The organism is Paenibacillus sp. sgz302164 (assembly GCF_056120505.1).
On the sequence record NZ_JBVYOL010000013.1, the window covers coordinates 42,103 to 63,120 of the forward strand.

General features: G+C 40.4%; 13 protein-coding genes and 4 CRISPR repeat arrays (1 of these 17 only partly in view). All 13 genes read left to right on the top strand.

Annotation, left to right across the window (positions count from 1 at the left end):
* Positions 1–574: a CRISPR direct-repeat array (repeat unit 30 nt; unit sequence GTTTCAATTCCTCATAGGTACGATAAAAAC); it begins 191 nt to the left of the window's first position.
* A 369-nt stretch (positions 575–943) separates the two neighbouring features.
* The 13 genes from cas6 (at position 944) to AC0LWT_RS21425 (ending at position 19,042) form a co-directional block, all read left to right on the top strand.
* Positions 944–1,690 carry a CRISPR-associated endoribonuclease Cas6 gene (gene cas6, locus AC0LWT_RS21365; RefSeq protein ID WP_474683297.1) on the top strand — a complete coding sequence of 249 codons (747 nt, stop codon included), beginning with the start codon at positions 944–946 and terminating at the stop codon, positions 1,688–1,690.
* A gap of 39 nt (positions 1,691–1,729) precedes the next feature.
* Positions 1,730–3,517, top strand: coding sequence for a TIGR02556 family CRISPR-associated protein (locus tag AC0LWT_RS21370; protein ID WP_474683298.1), 1,788 nt, complete (start codon positions 1,730–1,732; stop codon positions 3,515–3,517).
* A complete protein-coding gene (gene cas7b / locus AC0LWT_RS21375) occupies positions 3,507–4,487 on the top strand; it encodes a type I-B CRISPR-associated protein Cas7/Csh2 (RefSeq protein WP_474683299.1) in 981 nt (326 codons plus the stop codon). The genes AC0LWT_RS21370 and cas7b overlap by 11 nt, the downstream gene beginning before the upstream one ends.
* A 12-nt stretch (positions 4,488–4,499) precedes the next feature.
* A complete protein-coding gene (cas5b, locus tag AC0LWT_RS21380; RefSeq protein ID WP_474683300.1) occupies positions 4,500–5,228 on the top strand; it encodes a type I-B CRISPR-associated protein Cas5b in 729 nt (242 codons plus the stop codon).
* Positions 5,229–5,255: 27 nt separating this feature from the next.
* A complete protein-coding gene (gene cas3, locus AC0LWT_RS21385) occupies positions 5,256–7,682 on the top strand; it encodes a CRISPR-associated helicase Cas3' (RefSeq protein WP_474683301.1) in 2,427 nt (808 codons plus the stop codon).
* Positions 7,683–7,696: 14 nt separating this feature from the next.
* On the top strand, positions 7,697–8,221 hold the full coding sequence (gene cas4, locus AC0LWT_RS21390) for a CRISPR-associated protein Cas4 (protein ID WP_474683302.1): 525 nt from the start codon (positions 7,697–7,699) through the stop codon (positions 8,219–8,221).
* A gap of 37 nt (positions 8,222–8,258) precedes the next feature.
* The gene (cas1b, locus tag AC0LWT_RS21395) at positions 8,259–9,251 is read left to right on the top strand and encodes a type I-B CRISPR-associated endonuclease Cas1b (RefSeq protein WP_474683303.1); all 993 of its coding nucleotides are present in this window, start codon (positions 8,259–8,261) and stop codon (positions 9,249–9,251) included.
* 15 nt (positions 9,252–9,266) lie between these two features.
* The gene (gene cas2 / locus AC0LWT_RS21400; protein ID WP_474683304.1) at positions 9,267–9,530 is read left to right on the top strand and encodes a CRISPR-associated endonuclease Cas2; all 264 of its coding nucleotides are present in this window, start codon (positions 9,267–9,269) and stop codon (positions 9,528–9,530) included.
* 182 nt (positions 9,531–9,712) lie between these two features.
* Positions 9,713–12,480: a CRISPR direct-repeat array (repeat unit 30 nt; unit sequence GTTTATATCGTACCTATGAGGAATTGAAAC).
* Positions 12,481–13,049: 569 nt separating this feature from the next.
* The gene (locus AC0LWT_RS21405) at positions 13,050–13,316 is read left to right on the top strand and encodes a dsDNA nuclease domain-containing protein (protein ID WP_474683457.1); all 267 of its coding nucleotides are present in this window, start codon (positions 13,050–13,052) and stop codon (positions 13,314–13,316) included.
* Positions 13,297–14,790 (top strand): PIN-like domain-containing protein, encoded by a 1,494-nt coding sequence (locus tag AC0LWT_RS21410; protein ID WP_474683305.1) that lies wholly within the window; start codon positions 13,297–13,299, stop codon positions 14,788–14,790. The genes AC0LWT_RS21405 and AC0LWT_RS21410 overlap by 20 nt, the downstream gene beginning before the upstream one ends.
* A gap of 217 nt (positions 14,791–15,007) precedes the next feature.
* Positions 15,008–16,015: a DUF4238 domain-containing protein gene (locus tag AC0LWT_RS21415; protein WP_474683306.1), complete on the top strand. Its 1,008-nt coding sequence runs from the start codon at positions 15,008–15,010 to the stop codon at positions 16,013–16,015.
* A 102-nt stretch (positions 16,016–16,117) separates the two neighbouring features.
* Complete coding sequence (locus tag AC0LWT_RS21420; RefSeq protein WP_474683307.1) at positions 16,118–16,828, top strand: P-loop NTPase family protein; 711 nt, start codon at positions 16,118–16,120, stop codon at positions 16,826–16,828.
* 533 nt (positions 16,829–17,361) lie between these two features.
* A CRISPR array of direct repeats spans positions 17,362–17,930; the repeat unit is 30 nt; unit sequence GTTTATATCGTACCTATGAGGAATTGAAAC.
* Positions 17,931–18,130: 200 nt separating this feature from the next.
* Complete coding sequence (locus AC0LWT_RS21425) at positions 18,131–19,042, top strand: restriction endonuclease (RefSeq protein WP_474683308.1); 912 nt, start codon at positions 18,131–18,133, stop codon at positions 19,040–19,042.
* A 492-nt stretch (positions 19,043–19,534) separates the two neighbouring features.
* A CRISPR array of direct repeats spans positions 19,535–20,764; the repeat unit is 30 nt; unit sequence GTTTTTATTGTACCTATGAGGAATTGAAAC.
* Positions 20,765–21,018 lie beyond the last annotated feature (254 nt).

Below are 21,018 nucleotides of genomic sequence, written 5' to 3' on the forward strand. Positions count from 1 at the left end.
AGCTTTCCGAGTTTCAATTCCTCATAGGTACGATAAAAACTATATCGCAACCCTCATAAGTACTCCTCCTAGAATTGTTTCAATTCCTCATAGGTACGATAAAAACGCGGGAGAGGCGCGCTGGGAACAATCGGCCGCATCCGGTTTCAATTCCTCATAGGTACGATAAAAACGTCGCCAATATACCGACGTTGCTTCTTCTCATTTTCAGTTTCAATTCCTCATAGGTACGATAAAAACGTTCGCCATTTCCTCAGAGGGACGCGGGAAAGGTACGTGTTTCAATTCCTCATAGGTACGATAAAAACCTGTTCGCGCCAGATCAATAGAAAGACCAAGAGTACGTTTCAATTCCTCATAGGTACGATAAAAACTAAATGTCCCTCCTATTGCAATGCACCTCTATACCTGGTTTCAATTCCTCATAGGTACGATAAAAACTAGCAGTCATCCAAGATCCCCTTGCTTATTTGTGAGTTTCAATTCCTCATAGGTACGATAAAAACTGGGGAATGTCGATTCCGAATAATAACCTTTTCGGGATGTTTCAATTCCTCATAGGTACGATAAAAACCCATAAAACCCCAGTGGAATCAGCATTGCTGGATTGTATCTTAGCCAAGATTGAACTTCGTCACTTTAATTTGAATTACTTAATTCCTTGAAAACATTTAAGTTTGTATTCGGAGCATCTGTCGTCGATCCCCGGGCTTTTTTACGCTACTCATGGTCGACGACAACTTTGTACATTAAAATTATACATCTTTCTCTAAATGGAAAAAACATTTTTTGAACAAATCGAGAAAAGCTCTTATTTGAAAAAAATGTTGAATAATTACAAAGATTATATTATTTTAGAAGTGGAAGAAGGAAAAAATAAGGTTCTATAGAACTATTTGTATAATAATGAGGTTATAAAGACCTGAGACTTAAGGGTGGTGCCATGCGAGTCACTTTAACATTTACTTCCGACCGTCACTTACAGTTGAACTTTCATTATCAGAGCGCGATTATGGGTTTGCTGTATCGGCACATTTCGGATCGTGAATTCCAACAGTTCATCCATGATGAAGGCTATGCTCATCAAGGGAGAGTCTATAAGCAATTCTGTTTTTCGAGAATACAAGGCGCTTTTCGTATTCACAAAGAGACCAAGAAGATTGCTTTTGCCTCTCCTTTTTCTTTTGTCGTGTGTTCGCCGGTAGAACAGTTTTTGCACGATTTAATCAGGACTATTATTCAGACGGAATCGCTTCAACTTGCAGGACAGGAGATCCGTTTTGAATCCGCCAATATTTTGCCAGAGCCGAGGATTGGAAATCAACTTCACATTCGCATGCTCAGCCCTCTCGTCACATACAGTACGTTAACGCATCCGAATGGTTTGAAGCATACGCATTATTACAAACCGACGGAATCGCTTTTTTCAAAAATGGTGGGAGACAATTTGAAAAGAAAGTATTTTTCATACCATGGCATGAATGAGGAGATCAATGAATCTCCTTTCTCGATTCAGGCAGCTCATGTTACGGAAAAAGATAAGACAATATCATATTTTCGCGATACGGTTATCGAGGGCTGGATGGGGACGTATAAATTGGAGGGTCATCCGACATTGCTGCAATGGGCTTATGATACCGGACTCGGATCAAAGAATTCGATGGGGTACGGGTGCGTGGAGGTTGTGTAAAATAGGTGAAATTTGACGAGAAGGCAGGCGAGTGACCATATGATCACAGCGATTCAGACCATTGGTGCTGAACTGTTGGCAAAAGGTTCCGGTGGAGCTGATCCAGCTCTTTTATTGGCGCAAGATCCAAATTCGGGCGGGAACTACCCTCAGATGCTGATTATTGAACTGGAATCCGAAGTTTCTCAGCCGAATCGCTTTCAATTTAAAAGGGTTGATTTAGAAGATACCCGATCACAAGGCTATGAGGCTTATCTGTACCGGAGACGGGCACCGCAAGGGGCCAATTACACCCCAACATGCTTGATTACGGAATTGGAAAAAACATGGCGAGGGCGTGTTGTCGCGTGGTTTAAGTGGATTGAAGGCTTGGAAGGTAAAATACCTCCCGAATCCTATACCTTTTTTCGAGGGATTCAGACTGCGCTGGAGAATGCCGATGAACTAATTTTACAGCAGGCGGCAAAAATCCAGAGCAGTTCCAAAACAGGATTTGGCTTAACGCTAACTATAAACAATCAAAAAATAGGGGAAATTGGTCATTTCAAATCTATACTCATTACTTTAGTTGATGAAAAGGATTTGCAAGTATCGGCTACCGGCAAAACATGCTCTGTATGTGGCGCACAGGGCGTGTCTGTGATTGGTAATTTAAATGTTTTTAGGTTTTATACCCTGGACAAGCCGGGATTTATTAGCGGCAAGTTTAGAGAAGAGCTGGCTTGGCGCAACTATCCGGTTTGCCTTGATTGCAAGAGCTCGGTTGAAGAAGGTAGGCATTATTTGGAGAAACGCATGCGTTTCAGTTTTTATGGACTTAGTTATTTGCTGATTCCCAAATTTCTATTTGCCAGAGAAAGCAACACTTATATCACGAAAATGATCGAGAAGTGGCACCATTCGATTTCCTTAGCAGATAAAGAGATTAGTAAAAGGCTTACGAATGATGAAAATGAGATTTTGGAGCTGCTGGCCCAAGAAACCAATCAGTTGCAATTTGACTTGCTATTTCTACTTTCTCCCTCAGGCAGCAGCGCTGAACGAATCTTGCTGCATTTGGAAGACGTAACAACGTTTCGTTTAAAAGCCCTGTTTGATGCAAAGCAAGAGGTAGAGCAATTATTTTCGTTGTCAGATAAGAGCTTTTATAGTTTTGCTACAATTCGCAGTTTTTTTTCAAAATCCGATGAAGGCAAGCGTAACTATGATCTAAACAAATATTTCCTTGAAGTCGTCAGCCACTGCTTTATGCGGCGCGAAATCGATATTCAATTTTTCTTTCCTTTTTTTATGAAAAAAATTCGCAGTGTCATGTACGACGAAGGGCTAACATTTTCTTATACAGTGCGAAATGCGCTGATGAATTTGTACTTTTTTAAACAACTGGGCTTATTCAAGCCAACGAGGGAGGCTATCATGATTGAAGATCGTTATGCAGGCTTGGTAGGAAAGTATGGAGATTTGGACTCGGCTGCGAAACAAGGCATCTTTTTATTGGGCGGGCTGGCGCAATTGCTGCTGGACATTCAAAATAGGCACAGAAAGGCGACGCCGTTCATCAAGCAGTTTCGTGGATTTAAAATGAATCAAACCGAGATGCTTGGACTCCTGCCCAAAATAATTGAAAAGCTGCATGCCTATGATAGCTACAGCCCTCGCATTAGGGAACTTGTTGAAAGTATTTCCGCAAGATTGCTTCAAAAAGCGGAGCACTGGAAAATGAGTATTGATGAAATAAACTTCTATTTTGTATCAGGTATGGCGCTTTCCAAAGAGTTTGAAGAAATTGTTTACAAGAAAAAGGAGGAGCTTGCTCATGCTCAATAACCGGTCTGAAATTGTTTTTCTGTACGATGCCAGCTGGACGAATCCAAACGGAGACCCTGTCGATGAAAATAAACCGAGATTCGATGAAGAATCCGGACGCAACCTGGTGACCGATGTCCGTATCAAACGGACCATTCGGGACTATTTGAATCAAGTGGAGGGCAAGGAGATCTTTGTTCGGGAAATTGCCAATGAGGAGGGAAATATTCAGGATGGCAAAACGCGCGCATTGGATTTTCTTGTTGATGAAAATGGGGTTAAGCTCGCCAAGACTGCCAAGAAGGACAAAAAAAGCAAGGATTCCAGCGAATTAAGTGATAAGGCGATTATTCAGCGCAATGTGCTCAAAGATTGCATTGATGTTCGTTTATTCGGCGCAACGATTCCGCTGGAAGGGGATTCCATTACGTTAACAGGCCCTGTGCAGTTTAAAATGGCCTCTTCGCTACATCGGGCGAAGCTTGAGTATTTAAAGGGTACAGGAGCATTCGCATCCAAAGAAGGAAGCTTGCAAAAGACGTTCAGGGAAGAATACGTTGTGGCTTATTCGCTTCTGAACGTGTATGGCATCATTAATGAGAATTGCGCTAAGGAAACGAACCTTCAGGAAGAGGATGTTCAATTGCTGCTTCGAGGGTTGTGGAACGGAACCAAGAGCCTCCATTCCCGATCCAAGGTAGGGCAAATGCCCCGAGTGCTGTTCAAGGTGGAATATGCTAAGCAGCATTTCCATATCGGCGAGTTGGATAAGGGAATCAAGTTGCTCGCTGACGAGGGAAAGCTGGATGAAGAAATCCGCGATGTGGAAGAGTACAAGCTGGATTTCACAAGCTGGTTGGACAGAGTAGGCAAATATAAGGAGCACATAGCTAAAATCTCATTTGCTATAGATGATCGTGTGCAATTTGTACATAATCCGGTTGAAGAATTACAAAAAAGAGGAATTACCGTTGAGCCTTTGAGCCTGTAGGGAGGCTATTTCATGGACATTTTATCGTTTGATGTGTATGGGGATTACGGACACTTCAGAAAATTTTATACGACATCCTCACCATTAACCTTCTCTACAATTCCGCCTACGGCTGTATACGGGATGCTGGGAGCTATACTTGGATTGTCCAAAGAGGACAACCACTATTTATCAGTCATCAACAACACGACGACCCGTCTTGCCATTCAAGTGTTAAATCCGGTAAAAAAAGTCCACATAGGCATTAACCATATAAATACGAAAAATCATTTTTGGGCGCCCAAAGCAGGAGTAAATGGAGTAAGGACACAAATTCGTACGGAATTTTTAAAAGCGGCTTCTTTTCGTATCTATGTTCAGATGGAATCCGCGAGCTTATTTGGACAACTCGTTGATATGGTTCGCGAGCATCAGAGTGTGTACACGATTTGCTTGGGACTTAGTGAACTTCTGGCGGATTTTTCCTATCATCGTATGCAGCGGGGGATTTTTAAGCGTGAACCGGAGAAGATTACAACCCATACTGTGCTTCCTGTGTCTCTCATACATAATCAACAAATCAGTATAGAAGCCGGATTGCAAATTTTGAAAGAAAAACAACCTATTCATATGAACGTCAACAGGGAGGTAAGTCAGTATGAAAATTTGTTGTTTGATGCTTCCGGCAAGCCGATTTCAGTTGTCGTCCGGGAACACGTGCTGCTAGCGGAAACGGGAGAACAGATTGTGTTTTGCAACTAAAAAGAGCAGCGAGAGGACTGGAAGACCATGGTTGAAAACGAATGGTTATCCCACCCGGATCAAGCTTGGGAGGACCATATTTCCGGTGTCATGAATTTATGTCACACCTTCGCGGGAGGAATAAGCGCCAACTTAATTCCTCCCGATTTGTTAGCAGGGCTCAGCGCTATAGCGGCGGGATTTCATGATCTAGCCAAAACAACAACTTATTTTCAGCATTATATAAGGGCAAGCGATGCCGAAAAAAGAAAGCTCAGAGGCAAGCCGTTGTATCGGCATTCCATGTTGTCCGCAGTGTGCGCTTTTTATGTGACTGAGCACTACTTGCAGCGAATAGGACAAGCGAATGAATGGTACGCTTCCCTTGTTTTTGTTAGCATTCGCAGGCATCATGGCGATCTTGTCAACCTATACAGCGAATATGAAAAAGACGATGACGAACTGCAGCAAATTAGCGCCCAAGCGGATTCCATAAACTGGGGTCAGCTTGAAGCAGCTATTATACAATTGTTCCGCGATTTGAATAAGCAGGAATTACTGGGCGAAGATTTCAGATTATCTGGCAAACTGGTAAAGGAATGGATACGTGATCTGCCTCGGAAATTTCAGGATAAGCGCCGGCGTTTGACGTGTGAACAGCTGTTACCTGCCAACTTTGAAGCGTTTTTGACTGCGCAAACGCTTTTTTCGTTGTTGATCGACTCAGATAAAAGCCAAGTGGGCATTAATAAGCCTGAATTGTTCTTACAGCGCCACCTGCTTCCGGTCGATGGAGTGGAGCGCTATTTGGCTTCGCTCGATCGTTCGCCATCATCCATGAACGACTTGCGTGATCAAGCATCTCAGGAAGTACTGAGTTGCAAAGTGGATTTGCAAGACCGCATTTATATGCTTACGCTCCCCACAGGACTTGGAAAGACGTTACATTCCTTCATGTTCGCGCTCAAACTGAGAGACCGCATATATACGGAATCTTCCGGCAAAATACTGCCGAGAATTATTTACTCGCTTCCCTTTTTATCGATTATTGATCAAAATTTCAGGGAATTTGAAAAAGTCCTACAACAGTCCGGGCTTATTCTGGATTCCTCCATTTTGCTCAAACATCATCATCTCTCCGAAGTGCTCTACGAGAAGAACACGAAGGCTGCGGAGGATCAGGAATGGAATTTCGACGTTTCAGCAGCTAAATTGCTCATAGAAGGCTGGAATTCGGAAGTAATTGTGACTACGTTCATTCAACTGTTCCACACCCTGATCTCGCATAAAAACGGTGCCCTGCGCAAGTTTCACAGGCTAGCTCATTCGATCGTGCTCATTGATGAATTTCAACATATTCCAGCCAAATACTGGACTTTGCTCAGAGACTTATTTAAATCATTGGCTGAGAAGCTGGACTGCAGATTCGTATTTTTAACGGCGACCAACCCGGAGATTTTCGAATCCCAGGATGTTCGTTATCTTTGCGATCCCAAACGCTATTTTACGAATCTAAATCGTGTGACCCTGACCTCCATGCTGGACCGACCCATGACAATCGAAGCTTTTGCGGGTCAGTTGGACTTACAGCCGGATCGTAGTTACTTGTTCATTGTCAATACCATAAATTGTGCCCAACATCTGTACAACGAGCTTCTGGAGTTTGTTGAGGAGCACGAGATCACGTATCTTTCCACTCATATTTTGCCGTTTGAGCGGTTGAAAAGAATTGACGATATCCGCAAGAAAAAGTATCGGATTGTCGTCAGCACGCAAATGGTGGAAGCAGGCGTAGATATTGATTTTGATGTCGTTTACCGGGATTGGGCACCAATGGATTCGATTAATCAATCTGCCGGACGCTGTAATCGTAACGGCGAGAACAGGGGTCAGGTCTATGTCATGCAGCTTGTAAATAACTCCAATTGTCCCTATGCATCGTTAGTTTATGGGGGCGGTGTGAAGAGGGGGGATCCGAGATTGCATATTACGGAGCAGTTGCTCGCCGAGAATCCGGTTCTTAGTGAAGAGGATTTTTTGAACGTTATTACAGAATATTATCGCTTGGTGAAAAATAAAGTGGATCCCGGTGAATCGCTGAAACATGTGAAAGCGATTATGAATCTGGAGTATACGGGTCAGCCGAGTGATGAAAGTATCCCTATTGAGCATTTTCGATTAATCGAAGAGGATCAACCTAGATTCGACGTGTTTTTTGAATATGATGACGGTGAATCTACCAGGATTTGGGGAGAGTTCGTAAGGATCAACGCCATTCGTGATCCAATCGTTCGCAGAAACGAATTTTTGGGCATTCGCTCTACATTTTACAAGTATGTTATTCCTTTGCCTCGTCATATGAAAAATACACCGCCCGAGGTTGAGGGGATTTTGTTTGTCGGGAAATCGCAAATGAAAGAATACTATCATCCTGTTACGGGTTACCGTAATGAGGATGTCACAATGATCTTCTAAGGGGTGTGATCCCAATGTCCGAAACCGCTTCAGACGAACAACTCATCGAAAGCATTACCGGCACGCTTATCTGGTATTACTATATTTGCCGTCGGGAAGTGTGGTTGATGTCGCGGCAGATTGTGGCCGACCAGCAGGATGAGAACATGGAATGGGGGCGTTATCTGCACGAGCATGCGTATGCCCGGGACAAAAAAGAAGTTGTATGGGATTCCATTAAAATGGATACTTTGTCCAAAAAGCAAGGGGAGCTCGTTGTCGCGGAAGTGAAGAAAACGTCCTCCTATTTGACAAGCGCCAAGATGCAGGTGCTGTTCTATTTATTCAATCTTAAGCTTGCAGGTGTTGATGCAGTTGGCGAACTGCGTTTTCCGGAAGAAAAACGGAGAGAGGCCGTTGAACTGGACGAATCGGCGGAAGCTGAAATTCGTAAAGCGCTTGTACATATTCGAAAAATTATGGATCAAGATAGACCGCCTGCAGCCGAAAAAATCAAATTTTGCCGAAAATGCGCTTATCAGGAATTTTGCTGGGCGTAGTGATGGAGGTTCGTTCTGAGAAAGGGGGATTCGACCATTGAAGAAAACTATTTATATTTTTCAGTCGGGAGAGCTGAAACGCAAAGATAATACACTCTTTTTCGAAAATGATGAAGGCCGGAAATTTATTCCGGTGGAAGATACGCAGGAACTGATGATTTTTGGCGAAATGGATTTGAATAAATCGCTCCTGGAATTTTGCGCTCAGAAGGAGATCACGCTACACTTTTTCAATCATTACGGATACTATTCGGGCAGTTTCTACCCGCGGGAGCATTTGAATTCGGGTTACATGATTCTGAAACAGTCCGAGCACTACATGGACGACGCCAAAAGATATGCCATTGCTTACCAGTTCGTGAAAGGCGCTGCTTCGAATATTTTGCGTGTCTTGAAATATTATCGCGGCCGGGGCAAGGATGTACAGGGGATGATCGATACGATAGAAGCGCTTGTGGCTGGTTCCGTGCAGGCGACGACGATACCGGAATTGATGGCTTACGAAGGCAATATTCGTGAGAGTTACTACAAGAGCTTCGATCTGATTTTGGACAACCCAGACTTCAAATTCAACCAACGGAGCAAGAGGCCGCCTAAAAACGAGTTGAATGCGTTGATCAGCTTTGGAAATTCCATTTTGTATACGCAGGTTTTGAGCGAAACGTATCGGACACATCTAGACCCCAGGATCGGGTATTTGCACACAACGAATTTTCGCCGGTTTACTTTGAATCTGGATGTAGCTGAAATTTTTAAACCTGTACTGGTCGATCGCTTGATTTTTTCGCTTATCGGCAAGAAGCAGTTGACCAAAGCTCATTTTGAAAAGGATACGGGAGGGATATTGTTAACGGAAAAAGGCCGCAAAATTTTTATCGAAGCATGGGATGAAAAATTGAAAACGACGATCAAACATCGTGCTCTCAATAAAGAAGTCAGTTACCGCCGCTTAATGCGCATGGAACTGTACAAATTGCAAAAACATCTGATGGGAGAACAAGACTATGAGCCGTTCGAAGCGCTATGGTAAAGGAGGGGGCCCGATTTGTTCGTTATCATCGTATACGATGTTGGTGAAAAGCGTGTCGCCAAGGCTTTGAAAACATGCCGGAAATATTTGAACTGGGTGCAGAATTCCGTATTGGAAGGAGAAATTTCCGATGTCAACTTGAAAAAGTTAAAAGCCGAGATGGAAAAGCTCATTGATGAAACGGAAGACTCCGTCATCCTTTACACATGGCGAACGCAGAAGTATTCAGACCGCGAAATCATAGGTTTGGAAAAAGGCGGGATTAGTAATATTATATAGAGAAGCGAGAGTCATTTTGTCGTCGACCCTGGATAGCGTAAAAAAGCCGGGGGATCGACGACAAACACGTTTTGCGAAACTCCAGTGTTTATAAAGGTTTTGGGGCTCGGGTCGTAAGATTAGGTAATTTAACCTTGTGGCAAGACATTGCAAAAAGTGGCTATTTTGTTGGGTTTTTGCGGGTTTATATCGTACCTATGAGAAATTGAAACCTATTTTCAAAGAGCAAATTTGCAGCGAACAAAGTCAGTTTATATCGTACCTATGAGAAATTGAAACCCTTGGGATTTGCTTGTCCTTCTTGGTGTCATGGCAGGGTTTATATCGTACCTATGAGGAATTGAAACTGGAATCTGATCGGGCGGATCGTGAACGTTTCGTTGAGTTTATATCGTACCTATGAGGAATTGAAACCTATTTTCATAGAGCAAATTTGCAGCGAACAAAGTAGGTTTATATCGTACCTATGAGGAATTGAAACTAAATTGGGTGATTTTTTTCTATAAAAAATGGTAAGTTTATATCGTACCTATGAGGAATTGAAACTTTTCGTAGCCATTAGCGCCGGGGGGCATCTTCTGGGTTTATATCGTACCTATGAGGAATTGAAACTTGGCTGTCCGATTGCGCTGCTTATTTCGGGGACGATTGTTTATATCGTACCTATGAGGAATTGAAACTTTTTATTCACAGGATCGTTACAGGGGGGAGATTTTGTTTATATCGTACCTATGAGGAATTGAAACTTGCACCGGGGGACAACGAAATGATGGATGCAATCATGGTTTATATCGTACCTATGAGGAATTGAAACTGCTGCACGCAAGGGTGGAAATATCGATGATGGGAGTTTATATCGTACCTATGAGGAATTGAAACTTGGAATGGCGCAGGCACGTTCGTTGAACTTTCTTTTCGTTTATATCGTACCTATGAGGAATTGAAACTGTTTTATGGGTCGTAGTTTGGATGGTATTTAGCATCCGGTTTATATCGTACCTATGAGGAATTGAAACTGCGATGGATGCAAAAGAAACTTTCGGAGCATTAAGTTTATATCGTACCTATGAGGAATTGAAACCGTTGATGGAACCATTAACAAGTACTTGTCCAGCAGCGTTTATATCGTACCTATGAGGAATTGAAACTACATAGGTTGGCCATACATATCAAGGCCATATACAAGTTTATATCGTACCTATGAGGAATTGAAACCTTTATAAATTATGTAAATATTTGCAGGTCGGTATTCAGTTTATATCGTACCTATGAGGAATTGAAACCTTAGAGACGAGACCCGAGGTCTGACGCCGCCGCTGCGTTTATATCGTACCTATGAGGAATTGAAACTGGATACATCAAGACGGTACAGCCGGGGGAACGGTACTAGTTTATATCGTACCTATGAGGAATTGAAACATAGATTGTATTGTGCCGTTGGAAACACTATCAAAGTTTATATCGTACCTATGAGGAATTGAAACTCCAGAAGCACTGGTCAAAGAAAGCCTGAGGGAAAGCGTTTATATCGTACCTATGAGGAATTGAAACCGTAATATCCGTTTATCTTAGCCATGTTCAACCTCCTGGTTTATATCGTACCTATGAGGAATTGAAACTCCAGAAGCACTGGTCAAAGAAAGCCTGAGGGAAAGCGTTTATATCGTACCTATGAGGAATTGAAACCGTAATATCCGTTTATCTTAGCCATGTTCAACCTCCTGGTTTATATCGTACCTATGAGGAATTGAAACAATTCAACTGTCACTGGCCTATCGACTCCTTCATCGGCGTTTATATCGTACCTATGAGGAATTGAAACCAATCACTATTGCTTGTTGAAAAGCTAGACCTGATATTGTTTATATCGTACCTATGAGGAATTGAAACGCCAAGACAACGAACTTTGTGATTTTTCGATCCATGATCGTTTATATCGTACCTATGAGGAATTGAAACCTCGAATCAAAAGAATCTATCGGTACGTAGCTTTTAAAGTTTATATCGTACCTATGAGGAATTGAAACTTGCCATTCTGGTAAACATTGTAACCAGCTACCGCTGTTTATATCGTACCTATGAGGAATTGAAACGGCAATGCAACGGACAGTTTTCCCGGCTCGATCTCGGTTTATATCGTACCTATGAGGAATTGAAACCAACGCTATGCGGGAGGGGAAAACAGTTTTTTCAAAGTTTATATCGTACCTATGAGGAATTGAAACACGCTCGGGTCCATATATCCGCCGTTCGTGAGCTGAGTTTATATCGTACCTATGAGGAATTGAAACTGGACCACATTCACGCTATTCAACAAAGCGATCGCGTTTATATCGTACCTATGAGGAATTGAAACCTTGAAAATTGTACTGTATTCACCTTGACCGCCAAGTTTATATCGTACCTATGAGGAATTGAAACTTCGGAGTGCTCCGCAGTATCTCTGGAGTACTCCGCGTTTATATCGTACCTATGAGGAATTGAAACCGTACTCTTTCGTCGCCTGCGTCGTGCCGCTGCCTTTGTTTATATCGTACCTATGAGGAATTGAAACATATTTCCTCATGAATATCATCAATATTCATTTCAGTTTATATCGTACCTATGAGGAATTGAAACATCACTCCCTTGTAGTGAAGAAGTAAACGAAAATAAAGTTTATATCGTACCTATGAGGAATTGAAACATCATCCAATTCGATACGCCAACAAAAAAATTGGCCGTTTATATCGTACCTATGAGGAATTGAAACCCGAGTCGGCTGACTTGACCGTGAAGACAGATTCGTTTATATCGTACCTATGAGGAATTGAAACTCGATACAAACATCATACAAGAGGATCGCAAAAAAAGTTTATATCGTACCTATGAGGAATTGAAACGCACGTCGGTTTTGTCCCTGATCCGGCTTTCTATATTCGTTTATATCGTACCTATGAGGAATTGAAACCGTTATCTACGCTTGTACCATCAACGCCAAAAAAGAAGGAATGTCCAATGACACAAAATTACCTACATAATCCAATTAGAAAAAGCTTGAGAAATCAGGCTTTTATTTTTTTATGTAGGTACATTTGTGTCAGTAAAAAATGCATAAAAGTGCCTACATTGTAGTAATGTGACACAAAACTACCAACATTGTAGGACTCCGAATCTAAGGCAAGATATCATGGCCAGGATCGGATATTTGATCAAGGGCGCATCAGCATCTTAATATTATCTGTTGTTTTTCTTTCCCCTTGTCGGAAATAAGAAATGAATCTGGTCTCGTTTCATATATTCCCCATAGCAAATAATCAAATTATATCTATATCTACTGTTTGATATTTTATAGTACTGCATTCCAGAATATGGTATGATAATGGCTGTTAAATAATAATGAATTTTTTTGTTCAAAGCAAATGCTTTAATTTATCTAAGGTTTATTTCAGGTCAGTTATGATCACTCATAGATGATTTGGAGGAAGTATATTGATTATTGCTAATTATATGAACTTGCCATACGATCTGTCGGGTTCAATGGCAAAGAATAGATTTAGAAATGAGATATTGTGGGGGCTAAAAAAGGTTTTGGAAATATTTGGTACTCACGAGGAATTTACGGTTGTGTTTGATTATAAATGCGATGTAGAAATACATTTGCAAAATAATTTTGAATTCTATCAATTAAAAACTAGGAACCATGGGACATATAGTGTAAAGAATTTCTACTCTGATACACTGGATTCATGTATATCACTTTGGGATCAAGGCAGGAGGAAGTATAGTGAATCATTGTTCGTTTGAAGATTTTAAAAATTTTTTGGAAAAAGATCCTTTGATAGTTTGTGATACTAATGTTCTACTGAGACCATACAGAATTTCGGCCGAAAGTATGAAGCAGACACTCGAAACATTTCAATCTATTAAAGACTTGCTTTGGATTCCACATCAAGTACATAAAGAATTTCAAAAGCATTGCGAAAAAGAACGAAAAAGCAATTTTAATAAATACAGATCTATAAATGCTTCATTAAAATCCATACTTGAAAGAACAAAAAATAGTGCGGATGGGGAATTTCTTAAATTCTCAGATTTAAAGTACCCAAACATAGAAAAGTTAAAAGAAGAGATGGATAATCTTATCAAAAATATGCAATCCGTATCAGAACAGTATGAAAAAGATATAGTGGAAGAAGTTGAAAAGAACCGTGAAGCTCTGAAAGATGACGGTATTAAGGCTTTGGTTGATGAAGTTATAGCTAAAGGTAATGTTGGAAATCCCTTCACTATGAAAGAAGAACTAGACATTTTTGAAGAAGGGGAGAAGCGCTATAAATACAAATACCCCCCAGGGCATGAGGATTCGGATAAGGACAGAGATGATTCAACTGGTAGAGATAAGTATGGGGATTTACTTATTTGGAAACAAGTGCTTAAACAAGCAAGAGAAACTGGGAGAGATGTCGTTTTTGTATCTCGTGATGTCAAAGAAGATTGGTGGGAGCTAGATAAAGACAAGAAACCAGTTCGCCCGAGACCGGAATTGTTCCGCGAGTTTAGAGAAGAAACGGGAAAGAATTTAATTGTATGCACGGATACAGAGCTATTTGGACATCTTGCGATACTTAAGGAAATTGACAATCGAATTGCAAATATAGAGATGATGGCGGCTGAAATATGTTCTGAAATAGCAGATGTTCAGGATTGGCAACTTATACTCGACGATACTGGTGTATTAACTTCCTATCTAGTCCATAGCGGTGAACTTCAGGATTGGATGGGTGATCCTTTATCGGATGTGGAAGTGCTGGGTGTTAATGGGACCCCTGCACTTGATGTAGAGTCTGTGGACTTTTATGAAAAGGAAGCGTCGTTCCACGGTAGTTTTGTAGCTGATGCAGAAATAAAAGTATATACAACATCATTTGGTGGCCATGAGTATACTTATGGCGAGGGGAATTGTAAGGTTAACGGTTCTTTTTCACTAACATTTAATTTGAATACGGATGATGTCGAAAAACCTATATATAAATTAGAAACTGTCAAATTCGAAGTTGCTGGTTTTGAGGTTGAGGAGTTTGAAGTCAAGCCAAATCACGAAGAAACCTGCATTCATTGTAACCGAGTAGCTTTTTATTATACAAATTCAAGGGATGCGGTTTGTGAGGGTCATAAAGAAAAATATGATTTTTGTTCGAGTTGCGGGACGTTGTATGACCGAGGTACTCTAACAGGTGCGTTGTGCGACAATTGCGAGGATAGGGGATTAGATTTATGAAACCAAGTTCTGATTGAAAAGAGAAACTGGGTATTCAAACGCTCATAATTTCGCGATCGACGCTCCGCGGGGGCAAAGGAACGATTTTCCGTCCGGGATCCTTTGTCGGCAGTGTCCCAGCCGTCTTACGTTGTCGTCGCAGCTTGACTCAGCGGCTGTAAGAGAAGAAACTGAAAAAATGGAATAATTCGAAAAAAATTTAGTGGGTGATTTTTTAATGTCCAAAGTCAAAAATCAACATTTTGTGCCTCAATCGTATCTAAAGCGTTTCTCAGTCAACGATCAGCTTTTCGTTTATGACAAAGTAATTAATAAGACTCCTTATAAGACAAGCATTAGGAATGTTGCTGCAGAATCATATTTTTATGATATCCCTGAAGATGTATTTAATCTGACAAGAGATCAACTTCCTTCAGAGTATCAAGACATTCAATTCGTTGAAAAGGAATTTAGTAAGCTAGAACGAGAGTTTAACTCTCTGCTAAATAACTTATGCGCCAAGTATTTCCTTACTACAGAACCTCATTTCAAAAGGGCATTATCTAGTGAAGATCGTGAGAATTTGTCTATCCATTTGATTATGCAGAACTTACGCACTCGTGACTCCAGAAAACAAGTTGCAGAGATGAACAAAACCATCATGCAGATGCTATTTGATATGGAAATGTACAACGAGGACAGAAATTATAAGCCTGGGGAATATTTCGTAGAGCTCGATCCAGCGCATGCAGCTATCAGTCAATTATCTATCATGTTTGATCCAGCGAAATTAATAGAATTCTCGTCTGTACTCAACTCGCATATTTGGTTTGTTGGCGTAAATCAAACCGACCAGCCATTCTACACATCAGATACTCCTCTGGTTAGAAGATCCCATATGCCTGAAGATATTATGAGTTACAGCGGATTAGGTTCCAAAGGTATAGAACTTGCTTTTCCAGTTTCAGATCAATTAATCATAACGCTGTGTGAGCGTAGCTATCATAGCGTTGTAGAGCCAATTGAAAACTTGTTCTTTCCTATTTACGACCCAGAAGTGATTAAATACTACAATTCCATGCAAATAATCGAATGTGAACGCCAGATATACTGTTCCCAAAATAAATTTTCTCTGGTAGATGAGTATAAGAAAAATAATTCATCAGTTTTAAAGGAAAAGGACTATAGCATACAAGTCAATGGTGGTCCTTTTGGAGGTAAACATCAATATCACCAAAAAAAATGAAATATTCCGAGAGAGGGAAGACTTGACAAAGCAATCTTAATCGCAACAAAGGGAGTATTATGGCCAGTCTGATTAAAAGTGTTAATCTGAAGGAGTTGAAGAATGTTGAGTCTCTATCTTTTTAGACATGAGTTTGGTATGAAATTTGATGAGCTGCGTGATTACTGTAACACCCTTGAAGAGCTATTAGAAAGCAAACTTAAAAAATTTAATCAGATGGTTGATAGGAAAGCAAAAAAAATCCCTGTCGAGGAATTAGACGATTTCTATAGCTATCTATATCATGACGCTCCAGGTGGAGTAGGAGGTTATGAGCTGCAAGATAGGTTCCCACAATTGTTCAGGAAATCTGTGTTCACCAGCTGTTATGCGAGCTTTGAAGTCGAACTGATAAACTTCTGTAAGTATATCAAAAAGACAAAAAATATTAAGCTAGGCTTATATGACTTAAAACACGAGGGTATCACGAAAGCACAAGTATATTTGAAAAGCGTTGCAGGTATCACTTTTCCGGATAGTGATTCGGATGAATGGGGACAAATTACCTGCTACAACCTAATCAGAAATAACATTGTACATAATGACAGTATCCTAGAAGAAAATGATCATAACAAAAAAACAATAGATAAGATAAATGCTTTTGCAAAAAACAATCCTCATTTCACCATTAATGAACAATATGAAATACAACTCAATCGTGAATTTTCTCTTGAGTTCCTTAGAACAACAGAAAGCTTCCTTCGAAAATTATACGGTCCTTCCGCATTTGAATGGTTCTCTGTTGTTGAAGATGAAAAAGACCCGTTTCAATGAAAATCTTAAAAATAAACCTATTATGAACGATTAGTACCTAAAGTCTGATACTCATTTTAATGGATCAGGTAATGGCTAGAGATTGGGTAAATGCAAGTGAACAGAGCTGGCGTAAGCAATGCAAAACTATCGGTGGACAAATGTTGAGTTGGTTTTCCGAAGAATCAGATTTTTGGATTACAACAATGGGTAACGAATTGGTGGAAGATTGACAGTAGCTTCGAATGAAATGTCCAATGACACAAATCTATTAGAAAAAGCTTGAGAAATCAGGCTTTTAATATTTTTATGTAGGTAAATTTGTGTCAGTAAAAAATGTACAAATTCACCTACATTGTAGTATTGTGACTCAAAACTACCTACATTGTAGAATTACAACTCTTAGCAAGGATACACGACAACATCTGAGTCTTGATCAAGTGCGCTGCAGCATCTGATTTTCATTTTGGAGGTAGACTAAACATGATCATTATCTCAGTCAGTTCAACAAATATTTAGCTTTGTTTAAAGAACAAGAAGACAACGCCGCCAACGTTTATATCGTACCTATGAGGAATTGAAACTTTGGTAACAAAATGAATAGGGTGAGAACATGAGCGAGTTTATATCGTACCTATGAGGAATTGAAACACCTTACCGTCTTGCGCAGCCCAGGTGACCATGGCCGGTTTATATCGTACCTATGAGGAATTGAAACCAATGTTACACAGGGCCACCGCGGGCTCGCCTCTCCCCGTTTATATCGTACCTATGAGGAATTGAAACAGAGCTGTCGTTACATTTGAAGATGTCAGATTCGTAGTTTATATCGTACCTATGAGGAATTGAAACACCCCAGATAATAGGCCGGCGTCATTCATTGCGTCGTTTATATCGTACCTATGAGGAATTGAAACCCGCAAGCCACGCTTGGCCCCGTAGTTGTTTGTTCTTGTTTATATCGTACCTATGAGGAATTGAAACTGGTACTCCAAAATGAATTTAATTTCCGGGTACCCGCATTTTGGTTTACATCGTACCTATAAGGAATTGAAACTGAAGTGGAACTTTGAAGATCGAGGCGAATCGCTCCGTTTGTATCGTACCTATAAGGAATTGAAATGCTAGAGCTAATGAAGTCATTGTGCATCAGCACCAAGGTTGTACCAATGTAAGTTCCGCTAGTATGACAAAAAAAGGTCATATACTTTACAGTAAGGCCTCTTTTTTTAATATGAAAGGGCTTAGTTTTGAAAGATAGGCCAAGAGCGTTGCACATGAAACGAAGAATATACAAAATAACGAACTAAAAGGAGCTTTGCAATGCCTATTCCAGATTATCAGACTCTTATGTTGCCTTTACTTAAAGAAATTTCGGATCAAGCCGAACATAAACATAGAGACACAATAAATGCTCTTGCTTTGGAGTTTAATCTTACTGAAGATGAACTGAGTGCTAGATTACCAAGTGGGAAGCAATCTATCTTTGATAATCGCGTTGGATGGTCACGTACTTACCTTATGAAAGCAGGGCTAATTGAATACGTTCGCCGTGGATATTGCAAAATTACTTCTCGTGGATTATCCGTGCTGAATGAGGGCCTTAGTAATATTAATGTAGCTTACCTTAAGCGTTTTCCTGAATTCAACGAATTTCATACGACAAAGGAAACAGAGGTTACTAAGGCTGAAGTAGGAAGAGATATTTTCGAGGAACGGACACCTGCTGAAAATTTGGAATATAGCTATCTGGCAATTCGTACAGAGATTGCTCATGATCTCTTACAGCGTCTGAAGATGGGAAGCCCGCAGTTCTTTGAAAAAGTTGTAGTTGAGCTTCTTGTTAAAATGGGCTACGGTGGTTCCATGGCTGATGCAGGAAAGGCTGTGGGGAAGAGTGGCGATGGTGGAATAGATGGAATGATAAAGGAGGATCGTCTTGGTCTCGATGTCATATATATTCAAGCAAAGCGTTGGGAAGGTTCTGTCGGCCGACCTGAGATTCAGAAATTCGTTGGAGCCCTTCAGATGCATAAAGCACGCAAAGGGGTCTTCATAACGACTTCTGTGTTTACAAAAGAAGCTGAAGAGTATGTCACACTTATAGACAATAAGGTTGTTTTGATTGATGGAAACCAGCTTACACAGTATATGATTGATTATAATTTAGGCGTTTCAACCGTTGCCGTTTATGAGGAAAAGAAGATTGATCTGGATTTCTTCTCTGAAGAGTAATATAAAACCAATTTTAGGGTTAATATGGAAATAACATAAAAAGAGAAGTAAGTTATTTGTCTCCGATTTCTTTGGTTTATATCGTACTCTATCAAAAGAAATAGTATTTTAAATTTAGTACGAAATTGAAGCACCATTTGTACAATCATCTCGTTCAGGCTATTTTAACAATAGGGAGAGCACTCGACCTTGCCATCGTCATGCAAAACATAGATCTTCACGAAAGCTGAATGGGCTGGTAATACGCGATGGTGCGAAAAAAATTCCTCTCGTGGTCTTGGAAATAAGCAGGACTAGTAATATGATAGAAGTAACTAGAGCTTTATTGTCGTCGACCTGCAATAGCGTAAAAAAGCCGGGGGATCGACGACAGAAACTGTTTCGTGGAATCCCAGTGTTTATAAGGAATTTGCGGCTTGAGCCGTGAGGCCAGGCGAAATGATTTTGTGATGGAGTGTTGCAAAAAGTGGCTACTTTGCTGGGTTTTTGCGGGTTTTTATTGTACCTATGAGGAATTGAAAATGCAACGGGTAGCCCTCTCAAATATCGTGTCAAAAGTTTTTATTGTACCTATGAGGAATTGAAACAATCTTTCGTGCTTTGCAACATCAAAGCATCATCCCGGTTTTTATTGTACCTATGAGGAATTGAAACCAATTTGATCATGGATCGAAAAATCACAAAGTTCGTTGTTTTTATTGTACCTATGAGGAATTGAAACCACTATGGGCTGTAGGAGGTATAATTCTATCAGCTAGTTTTTATTGTACCTATGAGGAATTGAAACCACTATGGGCTGTAGGAGGTATAATTCTATCAGCTAGTTTTTATTGTACCTATGAGGAATTGAAACCATCCACTTCGCCAGCAAAATATGGAGGTATACTTGACGTTTTTATTGTACCTATGAGGAATTGAAACTTCAACAATTAGTCGTATTTCTTTCAAAACCGAAACCGTTTTTATTGTACCTATGAGGAATTGAAACTTGAAGCTCAGATGTATTTCATAGCTCATGATGAAAGTTTTTATTGTACCTATGAGGAATTGAAACTCTTGAATCAGCACTAGGCGGCCATAGCGACGTTGCCAGTTTTTATTGTACCTATGAGGAATTGAAACTCTACACTATCAATAGTCGTAATGTGAACCCATCCCCAGCTTTTATTGTACCTATGAGGAATTGAAACGTGATACGTGGTTTGATGATAAGTGGCGTCCTAAGAGTTTTTATTGTACCTATGAGGAATTGAAACAAGACGTTAAGCTGCCTTTTCACATCCCATGGAATAGTTTTTATTGTACCTATGAGGAATTGAAACGTCAAAGTGGAAAATGGTATGCCAATCTTGCGGATAGTTTTTATTGTACCTATGAGGAATTGAAACTTGGAACACATATGCCTCCCATATCATACCGTCCAGTTTTTATTGTACCTATGAGGAATTGAAACCATCCTCCGCTCACAACGCGAATATATCCGGCAAAAAGTTTTTATTGTACCTATGAGGAATTGAAACTAAATCTTGATCCCCTGCTCCCGCAGCAGTTTCTTCGTTTTTATTGTACCTATGAGGAATTGAAACTCGTAAGCCTTGGCTTCTAACACACCTAAAGATGTTGTTTTTATTGTACCTATGAGGAATTGAAACAGCCATTGTTACAACGAGAAAGATGGTAGGCCCGTTTACGTTTTTATTGTACCTATGAGGAATTGAAACTCGTGAAATAATCGTCCGGGTAGAACTGGCGCGTGCTGGTTTTTATTGTACCTTATGAGTAATTGAAACAAGTCTGGTTCCGTGCGATTTTTTTCATAGTGGATAGTTTATACCGTACTACCTATAAGGAATTGAAACCGCACAGGCCGGATGCCACACGAAATCTACAACGCTCGTTTGTATCGTACCTATAAGGAATTGAAACTGTTCTACGGGTTGTAGTTTGGATGGCTTTTTCTATCGTTTGTATTGTAC